Genomic DNA, 16,335 nt, shown 5'->3' with positions numbered 1-16,335 from the left:
CTCAGTCTTCCTTGGCCGGACGGGCCTCGGGAGGCAGCACGCCCCAGTCGATGAGCTGCTCGGTGAGCTCGCCGGGGGTCATGTCGTAGATGATCGCCAGCGAGCGGAGGTCCTCGGTGCGGATCGAGAGGACCTTGCCGTTGTAGTCGCCGCGCTGCGACTGGATCGTCGCGGCGTAGCGGGCCAGCGGGCCGACCTTCTCGACCGGCAGCTGCTGCAGCCGTTCGAGGTTGATCACGATCTTGGTGGCCGGCTCGGCACCCGAGGGCACGCGGCCCTCCGGCAGGAGCTCGGCGACGGGGACCCCGTAGAAGTCGGCCAGCTCGGCCAGCTTCTGCACGGTCACCGCGCGGTCACCGCGCTCGTAGGAGCCGACGACCACGGCCTTCCAGCGACCGCCGGACTTCTGCTCGACGCCGTGCAGGGACAGGCCCTGCTGCTGGCGGATAGCGCGGAGCTTGGCCCCCAGCGCCTTGGCGTAGTCGCCCATGTGGCGGTTCTCCGTTCATTCGCCCCGTCAGCAGTACGGCGGTGCTGCGGGGAGGCTTAGATCGATACGCAGAGTAATGATTACTCGCCGTGGTCGGCAGGTCAAGCTGATCTCAGGACGAGACGCTCGCCACGCGTGCGACACCACTCGGATGGTTGACCGTCCACAGGTGATACGGTGCAGGTCAGCCTAGTTGTCACTAGGTGTCCGACGTCCTTTAAGGACCCGTCCAGTGAGGCGGGGAAGGAGGTCCAGCCGTGGCGTCACGTCAACGTGGCGCGACGGATCCGGCCGGGGATCGCGAGATCCTTTCGGCCGGTGATGTCGCGCGCACTGTCGCCCGAATGGCCCATCAGATCATCGAGAAGACCGCTCTCGATGCACCCAGCGCACCCGATGTCGTCTTGATGGGTATTCCCTCCAGGGGAGCCCCTCTCGCCCGTCGGCTGGCCGCCAAGATCACCGAGTTCTGCGGCAAGTCGGTCGGCGAGGGCACCCTCGACATCACGCTCTACCGCGACGACCTGCGCCGCGGCCCCACGCGGCCGCTGGAGACGACGAAGCTGCCCGACGGCGGCATCGACGACAAGCTCGTCGTGCTCGTGGACGACGTCCTGTTCTCCGGCCGCACCATCCGCGCCGCGCTCGACGCCCTGCGCGACCACGGCCGCCCCCGTGCGGTGCAGCTCGCCGTGCTGGTCGACCGCGGCCACCGCGAGCTGCCGATCCGGGCGGACTACGTCGGCAAGAACCTGCCCACGTCGAAGACCGAGGACGTCGTCGTGATGCTCGAGGAGTTCGACGGCCGCGACGGAGTGGTGCTGAAGTGAAGCACCTGCTCTCCACCGACGGCCTCGACCGCGACCAGGCGATCGCGATCCTCGACACCGCGGACCGGCTGAAGCAGGCGCTGCTCGGCCGCGAGGTCCGCAAGCTGCCGACGCTGCGCGGCCGCACCGTGATCACGATGTTCTACGAGAACAGCACCCGCACCCGCGTGAGCTTCGAGATCGCCGGCAAGTGGATGTCCGCCGACGTGATCAACGTCAGCAGCTCCGGCTCCAGCGTCAACAAGGGCGAGTCGTTGCGCGACACCGCCCTGACGTTGCAGGCCGCGGGTGCCGACTGCGTGATCGTGCGGCACCCGGCCTCCGGCGCGGCGCACCGGCTCGCGGGCTGGCTCAAGCACACCGGCACGTCCGTGGTGAACGCCGGTGACGGCATGCACGAGCACCCGACGCAGGCGCTGCTCGACGCGGCGACGTTGCGCGACCGCCTCGGCAGCCTCGACGGCCGCCGGGTCGCGATCGTCGGCGACGTGCTGCACAGCCGGGTCGCCCGCTCGAACGTGCACCTGCTGACCACGCTCGGCGCCGAGGTCACGCTGGTCGCCCCGCCCACGCTGCTGCCCACGGGCGTGGAGAAGTGGCCGGTCGCGGTGTCGCACGAGATCGACGCCGAGCTGCCCTCGCAGGACGCCGTGATGCTGCTGCGCGTGCAGGCCGAACGCATGACCGGCGGGTTCTTCCCGAGCTCCCGCGAGTACTCGATCGCCTACGGCCTCAACGAGCGGCGCCTGAAGCTGCTGCCCGAGCACGCCGTCGTGCTGCACCCCGGCCCGATGCTGCGCGGCATGGAGATCGCCTCCGTCGTCGCCGACAGCCCGCAGGCCGCCATCACCGAGCAGGTCCGCAACGGTGTCCACGTGCGCATGGCCGTGCTGTACCACCTGCTTGCCCACGAGGAGGAAACCGCGTGAAACCCCTGCTGCTCAAGGGAGTGCGTCCCTACGGCGAGGGGGAACCGCGTGACGTCTTGATCCGTGACGGTGTCATCGCCGAGGGCACGGACGAGAACGCGGAGGTCGTCGAAGGCAACGGCGCCGTCCTGCTGCCCGGCTTCGTCGACCTGCACACCCACCTGCGCGAACCCGGCCGCGAGGACACCGAGACCATCGAGACGGGCTCCAGGGCCGCCGCTCTCGGTGGCTACACGGCGGTCTTCGCCATGGCCAACACCGACCCGGTCGCCGACAACGCCGTCATCGTCGAGCACGTCGCCCGCCGCGGCCAGGAGGTCGGCCTGGTCGACGTCCACCCGGTCGGCGCCGTCACCGTCGGCCTCAGGGGCGAGAAGCTCGCTGAGCTCGGCACGATGGCCAAGTCCAAGGCGAACGTCCGCGTCTTCTCCGACGACGGCCACTGCGTGCACGACCCGCTGATCATGCGCAGGGCGCTGGAGTACTCGAAGGCGCTCGGTGCCGTCATCGCCCAGCACGCCGAGGAGCCGAAGCTCACCGTCGGCGCGCAGGCGCACGAGGGCGAGAACGCGAGCAGGCTCGGCCTGCAGGGCTGGCCCGCCGCCGCCGAGGAGTCGATCGTGGCGCGCGACTGCATCCTCGCGCAGCAGGTCGGCGCGAGGCTGCACGTCTGCCACGTCAGCACCACCGGCACCGCCGACGTGCTGAAGTGGGCCAAGGCCCGCGGCACCAGGGTCAGCGCCGAGGTCACCCCGCACCACCTGATCCTCACCGACGACCGGCTGAGCACCTACGACCCGGTCAACAAGGTCAACCCGCCGCTGCGCACCCAGACCGACGTGGACGCGCTGCGCCAGGCGCTGGCCGACGGCACGATCGACTGCGTCGCCACCGACCACGCCCCGCACGCCGTGCAGGACAAGGACTGCGAGTGGTCCGCCGCCCGCCCCGGCATGCTCGGCCTGCAGACCGCGCTCGGCATCGTCGTCGAGACGATGGTGAAGACCGGCCTGCTGGACTGGCGCGGGGTCGCGCGGGTGATGAGCGAGAAGCCCGCCGAGATCGCCGGGCTGACCGACCAGGGCCGTCCGATCGAGGTCGGCGAGCCCGCGAACCTGGTGCTGGTCGACCCGGACGCGACGTGGACCGTGACCGGGGCGGAGCTCGCGAGCATCGCGGGCAACACCCCGTTCGAGGGCATGGAGCTGCCCGGCGCGGTGACGGCCACCATCTTGCGTGGCCGCGTGACCGCACTCGCGGGGAGGATTGCGCCATGACCCGCGTGCTCCTCTCCGTGGCGGTCCTCGTGTTCTTCGCGCTGTGCGTGTACGGCATGTGGCACGGCTGGAAGCGCCGCCAGCGCCAGCAGGCCGGCCTGCCCGCGTTCCCCGCCCCGCCGCAGGCCCTCGGCACGCCGAGGCTCACGACCACGGGCGTCTACGTCGGAACGACGAACGCCGGCAACTGGCAGGACCGCATCCAGGTCGGCGACATCGGCCACCGCGCGGAGGCCGTGCTGAGCCTGGTGCCGGAAGGCGTCGCGATCGAACGCACCGGCGCCACACCGCTGTTCATCCCCGCCGCGTCCGTCCGGGACGCGCGCACCGACCGCGGACTGGCCGGGAAGGTCATGTTCAGCGAGCAGGGCCTGCTGGTGCTGCGGTGGGAGAACGAGGGCCACCTCTTCGACACCGGGTTCCGCGGTGACGACAAGGACGTTTACGACGAGTGGGTCGCGGCTCTGGGCCACGACCCCATCAACACGGAGGGCAAGGCGTGACGAACGCGGCATTGGTGCTGGAAGACGGTCGCGTCTTCCGCGGTGAGGCGTACGGAGCGACCGGCGTCTCGCTCGGCGAGGTCGTGTTCTCCACGGCCATGACCGGATACCAGGAAACCCTGACCGACCCCTCCTACCACCGCCAGATCGTGGTGCAGACCGCGCCGCAGATCGGCAACACCGGCTGGAACGACGAGGACGACGAGTCCACGAAGATCTGGGTGGCCGGCTACGTGGTCCGCGACCCCGCACGCACCCCGTCGAACTGGCGCTCCCGGCGCGGTCTCGACGAGGAGCTCGCGAACCAGGGCGTCGTCGGCATCGCGGGCCTCGACACCCGCACCCTGACCCGCCACATCCGCGAGCAGGGCGCGATGCGCGCCGGTGTGTTCTCCGGCTCGGCGCTGACCGACGACACGTCGATGGTCGAGCAGGTCAAGGCGAGCGCGCAGATGGTCGGCGCGAACCTCGCGGTCGACGTCACCACCGACAAGCCGTACGTGGTCGAGGCGATCGGCGAGAAGAAGTTCACCGTCGCCGCGCTCGACCTGGGCATCAAGTCCAACACCCCGCGGATGATGGCCGCACGCGGCATCGAGGTGCACGTCCTGCCGCTGACCAGCACGTTCGAGGACATCCTCAAGGTCAGCCCGGACGGTCTCTTCCTCTCCAACGGCCCCGGCGACCCGGCGACGCAGGACCACGCCATCGCCCTGACCAAGGAGGCGCTCGGCCGCGAGCTGCCGCTGTTCGGCATCTGCTTCGGCAACCAGATCCTCGGCCGCGCCGTCGGCCGCGGGACCTACAAGATGCGCTACGGCCACCGCGGCATCAACATCCCGGTGATCGACGTGGCCACCGGCAAGGTCGCCATCACCTCGCAGAACCACGGGTTCGCGCTGGAGGGCACGCCGGGCGAGGAGTTCTCCTCGGAGTTCGGCCGCGCCGTGCTGTCGCACTACTGCCCGAACGACGGCACCGTCGAGGGCGTCCGGCTGCTCGACGCACCGGCGTTCTCCGTGCAGTACCACCCCGAGGCCGCGGCCGGTCCGCACGACGCCGCGCCCCTGTTCGACGAGTTCGTGACCATGATGAACGGCGGCCGCTGACATGCCCAAGAGGACTGATCTCAAGCACATCCTGGTCATCGGCTCCGGCCCGATCGTCATCGGCCAGGCCTGCGAGTTCGACTACTCCGGCACCCAGGCGTGCCGGGTGCTGCGGGAGGAGGGCATCAGGGTCAGCCTGGTGAACTCCAACCCGGCGACGATCATGACCGACCCCGAGTTCGCCGACGCCACCTACATCGAGCCGATCACGGCCGAGTTCGTGGAGAAGGTCATCGCGCAGGAACGCCCGGACGCGATCCTCGCGACCCTGGGCGGCCAGACCGCGCTGAACACGGCGATCGCGCTGCACGAGCGCGGCGTGCTGGAGAAGTACAACGTCGAGCTGATCGGCGCGAACGTCGACGCCATCCAGCGCGGCGAGGACCGGCAGATCTTCAAGGACCTGGTGCGCAAGATCGGCGCCGAGGTCCCGCGCTCGGCCGTCTGCACCACGATGGACGAGGTCCGCAAGACCGTCGCCGAGCTGGGCCTGCCGGTCGTCATCCGGCCGTCGTTCACCATGGGCGGCCTGGGCTCCGGCATGGCCTACACCGCGGAGGAGCTGGAGCGCCTCGCGGCCATCGGCCTGGAGGAGTCCCCGGTCACCGAGGTGCTGATCGAGGAGAGCGTGCTCGGGTGGAAGGAGTACGAGCTCGAGCTCATGCGCGACCGCAACGACAACGTCGTGGTCATCTGCTCGATCGAGAACATCGACCCGATGGGCGTGCACACCGGTGACTCGGTGACGGTCGCGCCCGCGATGACGCTGACCGACCGCGAGTACCAGCACATGCGCGACGTCGGCATCCAGGTCATCCGCGAGGTCGGCGTCGACACCGGCGGCTGCAACATCCAGTTCGCCATCCACCCCGAGAACGGCCGCATGGTCGTCATCGAGATGAACCCGCGCGTGTCGCGGTCCTCGGCGCTGGCGTCGAAGGCGACCGGCTTCCCGATCGCCAAGATCGCCGCGAAGCTCGCCATCGGCTACACCCTCGACGAGATCACCAACGACATCACCGGCGAGACCCCGGCGTCGTTCGAGCCCACGCTCGACTACGTCGTCGTCAAGGCGCCGCGGTTCGCCTTCGAGAAGTTCCCCGGCGCCGACCCGACGCTGACCACGACGATGAAGTCCGTCGGCGAGGCCATGTCGATCGGCCGGAACTTCGTGGAGGCGCTGGGCAAGGCGCTGCGGTCGCTGGAGACCAAGTCCGTCGGTTTCTGGACGCAGCCCGACCCCGAGGGCGTCACGCTCGACTCCACGCTCAAGCAGCTGGAGCGCGGTCACGACGGCCGGCTCTACACCGTCGAACGCGCGCTGCGGCTCGGTGCGTCCATTGAGGACGTGCACAGGGCTTCGGGCATCGACCCCTGGTTCGTCGAGCAGATCGCGTGGCTCGGCACGCTGCGCCAGGAGCTGCTCGACGCACCGGTGCTCGACGAGTCGTTGCTGCGCAAGGCGAAGCGCGCCGGTCTGTCGGACCGGCAGATCTCCGTGCTGCGGCCGGAGCTGGCCGGTGAGGACGGCGTGCGCGCGCTGCGGCACCGTCTGGGCGTGCGCCCGGTCTACAAGACGGTCGACACGTGCGCGGCCGAGTTCAAGTCGGAGACGCCGTACCACTACAGCGCCTACGAGCTGGACCCGGACGCCGAGTCCGAGGTCGCCGAGCAGCGCGAGAAGCCCAAGGTGCTGATCCTGGGCTCCGGCCCGAACCGCATCGGCCAGGGCATCGAGTTCGACTACTCCTGCGTGCACGCGGCGATGGCGCTGCGGGCGGCCGGGTACGAGACCGTGATGGTCAACTGCAACCCGGAGACGGTGTCGACCGACTACGACACCTCCGACCGCCTCTACTTCGAGCCGCTGACGTTCGAGGACGTGCTGGAGGTCGTGCACTCCGAGCAGCGCTCCGGCGAGGTCGCCGGCGTGATCGTGCAGCTGGGCGGCCAGACGCCGCTGGGCCTCGCGAAGCGCCTGGCCGACGCCGGTGTGCCGGTCGTGGGCACCACGCCGGAGGCGATCCACCTCGCGGAGGACCGCGGCCAGTTCGGCAAGGTGCTGACCGAGGCCGGCCTGCCCGCGCCGAAGTTCGGCACCGCCACGTCGTTCGCCGAGGCCAAGGAGATCGCGGACGAGATCGGCTACCCGGTCCTCGTGCGCCCCTCCTACGTGCTCGGCGGCCGCGGCATGGAGATCGTCTACGACGAGGAGTCGCTGTCGGGCTACATCGCCCGCGCGACCGAGGTGACGCCAGAGCACCCGGTGCTGGTCGACCGGTTCCTCGACGACGCCATCGAGATCGACGTCGACGCGCTGTGCGACGGCGACGAGGTGTTCATCGGCGGTGTGATGGAGCACATCGAGGAGGCCGGCGTGCACTCCGGTGACTCCTCCTGCGCGCTGCCGCCGATCACCCTGGGCGCCTCCGACATCGAGAACGTCCGCCGCTCCACCGAGGCCATCGCCCGCGGCATCGGCGTGCGCGGCCTGCTGAACGTCCAGTACGCGCTCAAGGACGACGTGCTGTACGTGCTGGAGGCGAACCCGCGCGCGTCGCGCACGGTGCCGTTCGTGTCCAAGGCGACCGCCGTGTCGATGGCCAAGGCCGCGTCACGGGTCATGCTCGGCGCCACGATCGCGGAGCTGCGCGAGGAGGGCATCCTGCCGGCCACCGGTGACGGCGCCCGGCTGCCCGAGCACGCACCGGTCGCGGTGAAGGAGGCGGTCATGCAGTTCCACCGCTTCCGCACCCCCGAGGGCCACGGCGTGGACTCGTTGCTGGGCCCGGAGATGAAGTCCACCGGCGAGGTCATGGGCATCGACTCGTCGTTCGGCAAGGCGTTCGCGAAGTCGCAGACGGCCTCCTACGGCTCCCTCCCCACCGCGGGCAAGGTCTTCGTGTCGTTCGCCAACCGCGACAAGCGCGCGATGATCTTCCCGGTGAAGCGCCTGGCGGACCTGGGCTTCCAGATCCTCGCCACGGCCGGCACCGCGGAGGTGCTGAAGCGCAACGGAATCCCGTGCACCGAGGTGCGCAAGCACTTCGAGGGCGAGGGCAACGTCGTCGACATGATCCTCAACGGCGAGATCGACATGATCTTCAACACGCCGTACGGCAACAGCGGTCCCCGCGTCGACGGCTACGAGATCCGCACCGCCGCCGTGGCCAAGGACATCCCGTGCGTCACCACGATCCAGGGCGCCGCCGCGGCCGTGCACGGCATCGAGGCGCTCATCCGCGGTGACATCGGGGTCCAGCCCCTGCAGGCGCTCCAGGCGTCGCTGCGGGGTGGGAAATGACCTTCGGCGAACGGCTCACGAAGGCCGTCGAGGCGCACGGGCCGCTGTGCGTGGGCATCGACCCGCACCCGGCGCTGCTCGACGCGTGGGGCCTCTCGCGGTCGGCGGAGGGCCTCGAACGGTTCGCCCTGACGGCCGTCGAGGCCTTCGGCGGGCGGGTGGCGGTGGTCAAGCCCCAGGCGGCGTTCTTCGAGGCCTGCGGGTCGCGCGGGGTGGCCGTGCTGGAGCGCGTGATCGCCGAGCTGCGCGACTCGGGCACGCTGGTGCTCGTCGACGCCAAGCGCGGCGACATCGGCTCCACCATGGCCGCGTACGCCGAGGCGTACCTGGCCGAGGGCTCGCCGCTGGCCGGGGACGCGGTGACGGTGTCGCCGTTCCTCGGCTTCGGCTCGCTGCAGCCGGCGCTCGACACGGCACGGGCGAACGACCGGGGCGTGTTCGTGCTGGCGCTCACCTCGAACCCGGAGGGTGCACAGGTCCAGCGCGCGGTTGCTCCGGACGGGCGAACGGTGGCGCAGACGATCATCGATTTCGCCACGGCTCGGAATTCCGGCATTTCTCCGTGCGGCGATGTGGGTCTCGTCGTGGGTGCCACGATCGGTGAAACGGACGTGGACCTCTCCGGGTTCAACGGCCCGGTTCTGGCACCCGGTTTCGGTGCTCAGGGCGGCTCGGTCGCTGATCTAAAACGGCTCTTCGGGTCCGACATGCGCGGCGTTCTGCCGACTTCTTCACGAGATGTTCTCAAGCATGGACCCGACGTATCGTCGCTGGTCAGCGCCGTACGGAGGGTCCAGGACAGCCTCTGAGGAGGGGCGCGCCACGTCTTTTGGGGTGTGGCGCGCTCACCTGGGGAAACTTGTGTTGGTAGGGTCCAGCCCACCGGCTGCCCCGCTGGTCACCGGCCTCATAGCACACTGTGGGTGTGCGACGAGTTGCCGGTGGCGGTGATCAGGCGGCCGGGGGGTGTTGGTACTACTACCACCCGCCGCATCACAGATGGCCGCTGAAGATTTACCTGACTGGGTCACGTTGTACTCAGGCAATTGCGGTCGGTACGGTCGCGGCACCGATCCGAAAAGAATCCACACCACGGAGGAAATCGTGGCTCTTCCCCAGCTTACCGAGGAGCAGCGGGCCGCAGCGCTGGAGAAGGCTGCTGCCGCTCGTCGCGCTCGGGCTGAGCTCAAGGAGCGCCTCAAGCGCGGCGGCACGACCCTGACGGACGTGCTCAAGGCCGCCGAGAGCGACGAGGTCCTGGGCAAGATGAAGGTGTCCGCCCTGCTGGAGGCCCTCCCGGGCGTCGGCAAGGTGCGTGCGCAGCAGATCATGGAGCGTCTCGAGATCGCTCCGAGCCGTCGTCTGCGTGGCCTGGGCGACCGCCAGCGCAAGGCGCTCCTCACCGAGTTCAGCGGCGAGTGAGTGGCCTCGAGCCGGGGACGGGCGTTGCCCGTCCCCGGCTCACCGTCTTGTCCGGGCCGTCGGGCGTCGGCAAGTCCAGCGTCTTGGCGGAGCTGCGCAGGCAGCAGCCCGACATCTACTTCAGCGTCTCGGCGACCACCAGGAAGCCGAGGCCGGGCGAGACCGACGGGGTGCACTACCACTTCGTCGACCGCGAGAAGTTCCAGCAGATGGTCGACGCGGGTGAGTTCCTCGAACACGCGGAGTTCGCCGGCAACTGCTACGGAACGCTTCGCAAGCCGGTCGAGGAGGCCCTGGCCGCCGGACGACCGGCCCTGCTGGAGATCGAACTGCAGGGCGCGCGGCAGGTCCGCGTGGCCATGCCGGAAGCCCAGCTCGTGATGCTCGCCCCGCCTTCGTGGGAGCACCTGGTGGACCGGCTCACCGGCCGGGGCACCGAGCACCCGGAGGTCGTCGAGCGCAGGCTGGCCATCGCCCGCGAGGAGCTGGCGGCCGAAAAAGAGTTCGACGAGGTCGTCGTGAACGCCGACGTGCAATCGGCCGCGGCCGACTTGCTATCCTTGATGGTCGGACCACGAATCTCAGGAGTTTGACGAGTGATCACCCACACCGAGCTCGGTCACCTGACCGGTTCCCCGGAGGGCATCACCAACCCGCCGATCGACGACCTGCTGGAGCAGGTGAGCTCGAAGTACGCGTTGGTGATCTACGCAGCGAAGCGTGCCCGCCAGATCAACGACTACTACGCGCAGCTCGGCGAGGGCCTGCTCGAGTACGTCGGCCCGCTCGTCGAGCCGGGCCCGCGTGAGAAGCCGCTGTCGATCGCGCTCCGCGAGATCCACGCCGGCTTGCTCGAGCACACCGAAGGCGAGTGAGTTCGAAGACGCTGGGGTGATGCGTGCCTGCGGAAAGCGCAGGCCGTCGCGCTTCGAAGTGTCTTGTGGGGGCCGAGCCCCCACACCCCAGCCGGGGCTGCGCCCCGGACCCCCAGCGGGGTCCCTCCGTCGTGAGGCGTGACCTCCTCGGTCGTTCCTCTCAGGAGAGCTTTTGACTTCCGCTGTGAATGGCTCTGATGCCCCCGCAAAGCCCCGGATCGTTCTCGGGGTTGGCGGGGGCATCGCTGCGTACAAGGCCTGTGAGGTGCTGCGCCGGCTCACCGAGTCGGGGCACTCCGTGCGCGTGGTGCCCACCGAGGGGGCGCTGAAGTTCGTCGGCGCCGCCACGTTCGAGGCGCTGTCCGGGCAGGTCGTGTCCGCGGACCCGTTCGACGACGTGCACGAGGTGCCGCACGTCAAGCTCGGCCAGAACGCCGACCTGGTGGTCGTGGCCCCCGCCACGGCGAACCTGATCGCGAAGGCAGCCCACGGCCTGGCCGACGACCTGCTGACGAACACCCTGCTGACCGCGCGCTGCCCGGTCCTGTTGGTGCCCGCGATGCACACCGAGATGTGGGAGCACCCGGCCACCCAGCACAACGTGGCGCTGCTGCGCAGCCGCGGTGTCGTCGTCGCGGAACCGGCGAGCGGCCGCCTCACCGGCAAGGACACCGGCAAGGGCCGGCTGCCCGACCCCGCGGAGATCGTCGAGCTGGCCCGCCTGCTGCTCACCCGGCGCGACGCCCTGCGGCGGACGCTGGAGGGCGTGCACGTCGCGATCTCGGCCGGTGGCACCCGCGAACCACTCGACCCGGTGCGGTTCATCGGCAACCGCTCGTCGGGCAAGCAGGGCTACGCGCTCGCACGGGTGGCGGCGCAACGCGGTGCGCGAGTGACGTTGGTCGCCGGCAACACCGCGGACCTGACCACCCCGGCCGGTGTCGACCTGGTCCGGGTCGGCTCCGCCGTGGAGCTGCGCGACGCCATGCACAAGATCGCCGGTGACGCGGACGTGGTCGTCATGGCCGCCGCGGTCGCCGATTTCCGCCCGGCCGCGCTGACCGGACACAAGATCAAGAAAACCGACGCGGACCCGGACCCGATCTCGCTGGCGAAGAACCCCGACATCCTCGTGGAGCTCGTTTCCGCACGTCGGGACGGCCAGGTGATCGTCGGGTTCGCCGCGGAGACCGGTGACGGGACGACGTCCGTGCTCGACTACGGCCGGGCCAAGCTGCGGCGCAAGGGCTGCGACCTGCTGGTGGTGAACGCGGTCGGCGACGGCAAGGCGTTCGAGCAGGACGACAACGCCGGGTGGCTGCTCTCCGCCGAGGGCGCGGAGACGCCTATCCCGCATGGGCCGAAAGCGCAAGTGGCTGCCACGGTGTGGGACGCGGTTAGCGCTCGCTTGACTGAGTCTCAGTAGTATTTCCCGGAGTCGAACCCGCAACGAAGGAGTGTCCGTGAGCCAGCACAGCAGCAGGCTGTTCACGAGTGAGTCGGTGACCGAGGGACACCCCGACAAGATCTGCGACGCGATCAGCGACTCGATCCTGGACGCGTTGCTGGCCAAGGACCCCCGGTCCCGCGTCGCGGTGGAGACGCTGGTGACGACGGGTCAGGTGCACGTCGCGGGTGAGGTCACGACCGAGGCTTACGCGGACATCCCGACGATCGTGCGGGAGAAGATCCTGGAGATCGGCTACGACTCGTCGGCGAAGGGCTTCGACGGCCACTCGTGCGGTGTGAACGTGGCGATCGGCGCGCAGTCCCCGGACATCGCGCAGGGCGTGGACACGGCGTTCGAGGAGCGCGTCGAGGGCGCCGCGGACGAGATCGACAAGCAGGGCGCGGGCGACCAGGGCCTGATGTTCGGCTACGCCTGCACCGACACCCCCGAGCTGATGCCGCTGCCGATCGCGCTGGCGCACCGCCTGTCGCGCCGGCTGACCGCGGTCCGCAAGGACGGCACGGTTCCGTACCTGCGCCCGGACGGCAAGACGCAGGTCACCATCGAGTACGCCGGTGACCAGCCGGTGCGCCTGGACACGGTGGTCATCTCCACGCAGCACGCCGACGGCATCGACCTGGAGAAGCTGCTGGGTGTCGACCTGCGCACGCACGTGGTCGCGCCGGAGGTCGCCGAGCTGGGCATCGACACCGCCGACGTGCGGCTGCTGACGAACCCGACCGGTCGCTTCGTCATCGGCGGCCCGATGGGTGACGCGGGCCTGACCGGCCGCAAGATCATCGTCGACACCTACGGCGGCATGGCGCGGCACGGTGGTGGCGCGTTCTCCGGCAAGGACCCGTCGAAGGTCGACCGCTCCGCCGCCTACGCCATGCGCTGGGTCGCGAAGAACACCGTCGCCGCGGGCCTGGCCACGCGCGTGGAGGTCCAGGTCGCCTACGCGATCGGCAAGGCCGCCCCGGTGGGCCTGTTCGTGGAGACCTTCGGCACCGAGACCGTCGACCCGCAGAAGATCCAGCAGGCCATCACCGAGGTCTTCGACCTGCGCCCGGCCGCGATCATCCGCGACCTCGACCTGCTGCGCCCGATCTACGCCCCGACCGCCGCGTACGGCCACTTCGGCCGCACCGACGTCGACCTCCCCTGGGAGTCGACCGACCGCGCCGAGGCCCTGCGCGCCGCCGCCGGCGCCTGAGCCGTCCAACGGAGCACGGCCCGCTGCCCTCAGGGGAAGCGGGCCGTTCCCGTTCGGGCACACTTCCGCCTCCCGGCCGGGCTGCCTCGGCGTGGTGACCGGCGGCCGCGGCGGCGTTGTTCATGTACGGGACGGTTCCGCTTCACGTCGGGAAGCTACAAACTGCGTTCATGTCGCTCTCTCGTCGCGGGTTCATGGCCGCCGCCGTCGCCGCCGCCTCCGGAACGCTGCTGCCGCCGTCGGTGTACGCCGCGCTCGCCCGCGAACCCCGGTCGGGAGGGCTGCGGGCGATCAAGCACGTCGTCCTGCTCATGCAGGAGAACCGCTCGTTCGACCACTACTACGGGTCGCTGCGGGGCGTGCGCGGGTTCTCCGACCGCAACGCGCTGAAGGGCGTGTTCGACCAGAGCGGGGTGCTGCCGTTCCCGGTCCGCGAGGCCGCCTCCGGGCGCGACGTCCAGTACATCGGCGACCTCGACCACAGCTGGAACGGCGGCCACTCGGCGCTGCGCGGCGGCTGGAACGACAACTGGGTGCCCGCCAAGACCGGCGCCACCATGGCGTTCTACACGCGCCAGGACATCCCGTTCCACTACGAGCTCGCCGACACGTTCACGCTGTGCGACGCCTACCACTGCTCGGTGCCGTCCTCGACCTCGCCGAACCGCAACTACTGGATGTCCGGCTACACCGGCTTCGAGCCGAACGGCACGCGCGCCACCGGGAACGCGGCCTACAGCGAGGACACGCACGCCGGCTACACGTGGACGACCTACCCGGAACGCCTGGAGGCGGCGGGGAAGTCGTGGCGGGTGTACCAGGAGCACGACAACTTCCAGGACAACAACCTGGAGTTCTTCGCGCGGTTCAAGGAGATCGCGCGCAAGGTGCTGCCCGCGGGGTTCAAGTCGCTCGACAAGCTCTACGGCACCGGCGACCCCGCGCTGATCGGCGCGATCGACCTGTCGAAGCTGACCCCGGCGGAGAAGTCGTTGTACGACAGGGGACTGCGGCGGGTGCGGCCCGGCGGGCTGGGGGAGGCGTTCCGCGCGGACGTGAGCTCCGGCCGGTTGCCCGCGGTGTCGTACCTGGTGCCGTCCTCAGTGGACTCCGAACACCCCGGCGCGTCCTCGCCCGCCGCGTCGGCCTCGATCACCTACCAGGTCCTGGACGCGCTGGCGTCGAACCAGGACGTGTGGGAGTCGACGGTGCTGTTCATCACCTACGACGAGAACGACGGCTTCTTCGACCACGTGCCGCCGCCGCGCCCGCCGTTGTCGGTCACCGACGAGTACGTGGGCGACAAACCGCTCGGACTGGGCGCCCGTGTGCCGATGACCGTCGTCTCGCCGTGGTCGGTCGGCGGGTACGTGTGCTCGCAGGTGTTCGACCACACCTCGATGACGCAGTTCCTGGAGAAGTGGACCGGGGTGCGCTCGGAGGAGGTCTCCGCCTGGCGCCGGACCGTGACCGGTGACCTGACCTCGGCGTTCGACTTCGACCGGTGGCGGACGTGGCCGGAGGTCGGCGAACCCGCGCCGGTCCCGCCCGCGACACCGCGCTGGCGGCCGGCGCCGCCGTCCGAGCAGAAGATGCCGGAACAGGAGGCAGGACGTCGCCGTGCGCGCGCGTTGCCGTATCAGCCCGATGCATCACTGCGCGGGTCACGGCTGGAGATGTCGAACGCGGGCACGGCGTCGGTGCACTTCGCGCTGTACCCGTACTCCGGCCAGTTCGCGCTGCCGCAGCACTTCGACGTCGCCCGCTCGGAGTCGGTGGAGCTGGCGGGAGACCACGACCTGGTGCTGCTGGGCCCGAACGGGTTCCGCCGCGAGTTCACCGGTGCCGCGTCCGACACCGCGCGCGTGTCGTCGTCGGTGCGCGGGTACAGCCGTGTGCTCACGCTGACGTTCGAGAACACCGGGCGCTCGCGGCTGACGTTCGTGCTGGGCCGGCGGCGGGTCGTCGTGCGCCCCGGTCACCGGCACGTGATCCCGTGGCTGACCGCGCTGAACTCCGGCTGGTACGACCTGACCGTCGCGGTGGAGGAGGAGCCGCGGTTCCGCCGGCGGCTGTGCGGTCACATCGAGAACGGCCAGGAGTCGATCTCCGGCTGAGGTCGGCGCCGGTCCTCGCCTGGGCGTTCGCCACCCTGTTCGTGAGTGTCGGACCCGTCTGATACACCAGTGGACATGAGCACGAAGACCGGAGCACGCCGCGGGGAGCGCGTCCCCGCCGACACGCTGCCGGTTGCGCGCATCGTCGTGGACGTGCCGCTGGCGCACCTCGACCGCCCCTTCGACTACGCGGTTCCGTCCGATCTGGACACCACCGCGGTCCCCGGCTGTCGTGTGCGCGTGCGGTTCGCCGGGCAGGTGGTCGACGGGTACCTGCTGGAGCGGGTCGACAGCACCGAGTACGAGAAGAAGCTCGCCTTCATCGAGAAGGTCATCTCGTCGGAACCGGTGCTGGCGCCCGAGATCGCGGCGCTGGCCCGCGCCGTCGCCGACCGGTACGCGGGCGGCATGATCGACGTGCTGCGGCTCGCGATCCCGCCCCGGCACGCCCGCGCGGAGGCAGCGCCGTCCGGCGAACCGGCACCGTTGCCGCAGGACCCGGCGTGGGTGGGGACGGTCGCTGAAGGCGATCAGCCCGACGGCCCCGAGGCGGCTGCCGCTGACGCCACCGGCGAGCGCCCCGCCGGCTCCGAGGCCGCCGGCTCCGAGGACGCGGGCTCCGCGACCGTCGGCTCCCAGCCCATCCAGTCCGAGGCCGCCGAAGCCGAGTCCGCTGGCCCCGAAGCCGCCGAAGCCGAGTCCGCTGGCCCCGAAGCCGCCGAAGCCGAGTCCGCTGGCCCCGAAGCCGCCGAAGCCGAGTCCGCTGGTCCCGAGGCCGCCGAAACTGAGCCGACGACTCCTGAGCCGACCGGC

Annotated in this window: 15 protein-coding genes; 14 read left to right on the top strand and 1 reads right to left on the bottom strand. The window is 70.2% G+C overall.

What is annotated here, in order from left to right; all coding sequences use genetic code 11:
- Window position 1: 1 nt before the first annotated feature.
- Complete coding sequence (gene bldD / locus ACZ7CF_RS02225) at window positions 2–490, bottom strand: transcriptional regulator BldD (RefSeq protein WP_030471611.1); 489 nt, start codon at window positions 488–490, stop codon at window positions 2–4.
- Between the two features lie 257 nt (window positions 491–747).
- Here bldD and pyrR point away from each other — a divergent pair, with 257 nt between their 5' ends.
- From pyrR to ACZ7CF_RS02155, 14 genes are all read left to right on the top strand, one after another.
- A complete protein-coding gene (pyrR, locus tag ACZ7CF_RS02220) occupies window positions 748–1,320 on the top strand; it encodes a bifunctional pyr operon transcriptional regulator/uracil phosphoribosyltransferase PyrR (RefSeq protein ID WP_360387067.1) in 573 nt (190 codons plus the stop codon).
- The gene (locus ACZ7CF_RS02215; RefSeq protein WP_360387070.1) at window positions 1,317–2,249 is read left to right on the top strand and encodes an aspartate carbamoyltransferase catalytic subunit; all 933 of its coding nucleotides are present in this window, start codon (window positions 1,317–1,319) and stop codon (window positions 2,247–2,249) included. Before pyrR ends, ACZ7CF_RS02215 begins: the two co-directional genes overlap by 4 nt.
- Entirely contained in the window at window positions 2,246–3,526 is a 1,281-nt protein-coding gene (locus ACZ7CF_RS02210; protein WP_458433341.1) for a dihydroorotase, read from the top strand. Before ACZ7CF_RS02215 ends, ACZ7CF_RS02210 begins: the two co-directional genes overlap by 4 nt.
- A complete protein-coding gene (locus ACZ7CF_RS02205) occupies window positions 3,523–4,029 on the top strand; it encodes a PH-like domain-containing protein (protein WP_360387076.1) in 507 nt (168 codons plus the stop codon). The genes ACZ7CF_RS02210 and ACZ7CF_RS02205 overlap by 4 nt, the downstream gene beginning before the upstream one ends.
- Complete coding sequence (gene carA / locus ACZ7CF_RS02200) at window positions 4,026–5,138, top strand: glutamine-hydrolyzing carbamoyl-phosphate synthase small subunit (protein ID WP_360387079.1); 1,113 nt, start codon at window positions 4,026–4,028, stop codon at window positions 5,136–5,138. Before ACZ7CF_RS02205 ends, carA begins: the two co-directional genes overlap by 4 nt.
- A gap of 1 nt (window position 5,139) precedes the next feature.
- Window positions 5,140–8,442, top strand: coding sequence for a carbamoyl-phosphate synthase large subunit (gene carB / locus ACZ7CF_RS02195; RefSeq protein ID WP_458433340.1), 3,303 nt, complete (start codon window positions 5,140–5,142; stop codon window positions 8,440–8,442).
- Window positions 8,439–9,251 carry an orotidine-5'-phosphate decarboxylase gene (gene pyrF / locus ACZ7CF_RS02190; RefSeq protein WP_360387085.1) on the top strand — a complete coding sequence of 271 codons (813 nt, stop codon included), beginning with the start codon at window positions 8,439–8,441 and terminating at the stop codon, window positions 9,249–9,251. Before carB ends, pyrF begins: the two co-directional genes overlap by 4 nt.
- Before the next feature lie 295 nt (window positions 9,252–9,546).
- On the top strand, window positions 9,547–9,864 hold the full coding sequence (gene mihF / locus ACZ7CF_RS02185) for an integration host factor, actinobacterial type (RefSeq protein WP_053733390.1): 318 nt from the start codon (window positions 9,547–9,549) through the stop codon (window positions 9,862–9,864).
- Window positions 9,861–10,457, top strand: a complete 597-nt coding sequence (gene gmk / locus ACZ7CF_RS02180; RefSeq protein ID WP_360387088.1) for a guanylate kinase — start codon at window positions 9,861–9,863, stop codon at window positions 10,455–10,457. The genes mihF and gmk overlap by 4 nt, the downstream gene beginning before the upstream one ends.
- A 3-nt stretch (window positions 10,458–10,460) precedes the next feature.
- Entirely contained in the window at window positions 10,461–10,739 is a 279-nt protein-coding gene (gene rpoZ / locus ACZ7CF_RS02175; protein WP_045313812.1) for a DNA-directed RNA polymerase subunit omega, read from the top strand.
- Window positions 10,740–10,911: 172 nt separating this feature from the next.
- Entirely contained in the window at window positions 10,912–12,165 is a 1,254-nt protein-coding gene (coaBC, locus tag ACZ7CF_RS02170; protein WP_470368599.1) for a bifunctional phosphopantothenoylcysteine decarboxylase/phosphopantothenate--cysteine ligase CoaBC, read from the top strand.
- Window positions 12,166–12,202: 37 nt separating this feature from the next.
- Window positions 12,203–13,405 (top strand): methionine adenosyltransferase, encoded by a 1,203-nt coding sequence (gene metK / locus ACZ7CF_RS02165; protein WP_360387093.1) that lies wholly within the window; start codon window positions 12,203–12,205, stop codon window positions 13,403–13,405.
- Between the two features lie 170 nt (window positions 13,406–13,575).
- On the top strand, window positions 13,576–15,522 hold the full coding sequence (locus ACZ7CF_RS02160; RefSeq protein WP_470368598.1) for a phosphocholine-specific phospholipase C: 1,947 nt from the start codon (window positions 13,576–13,578) through the stop codon (window positions 15,520–15,522).
- Between the two features lie 75 nt (window positions 15,523–15,597).
- Window positions 15,598–16,335: primosomal protein N' family DNA-binding protein (locus ACZ7CF_RS02155; protein ID WP_470368597.1), on the top strand; the 738-nt coding region annotated here is incomplete at its 3' end.

Source organism: Lentzea sp. NPDC036955, from assembly GCF_055608005.1.
The sequence above is the reverse complement of the archived record's forward strand: the minus strand, read 5'-3'. Positions and strand labels throughout refer to the sequence as shown.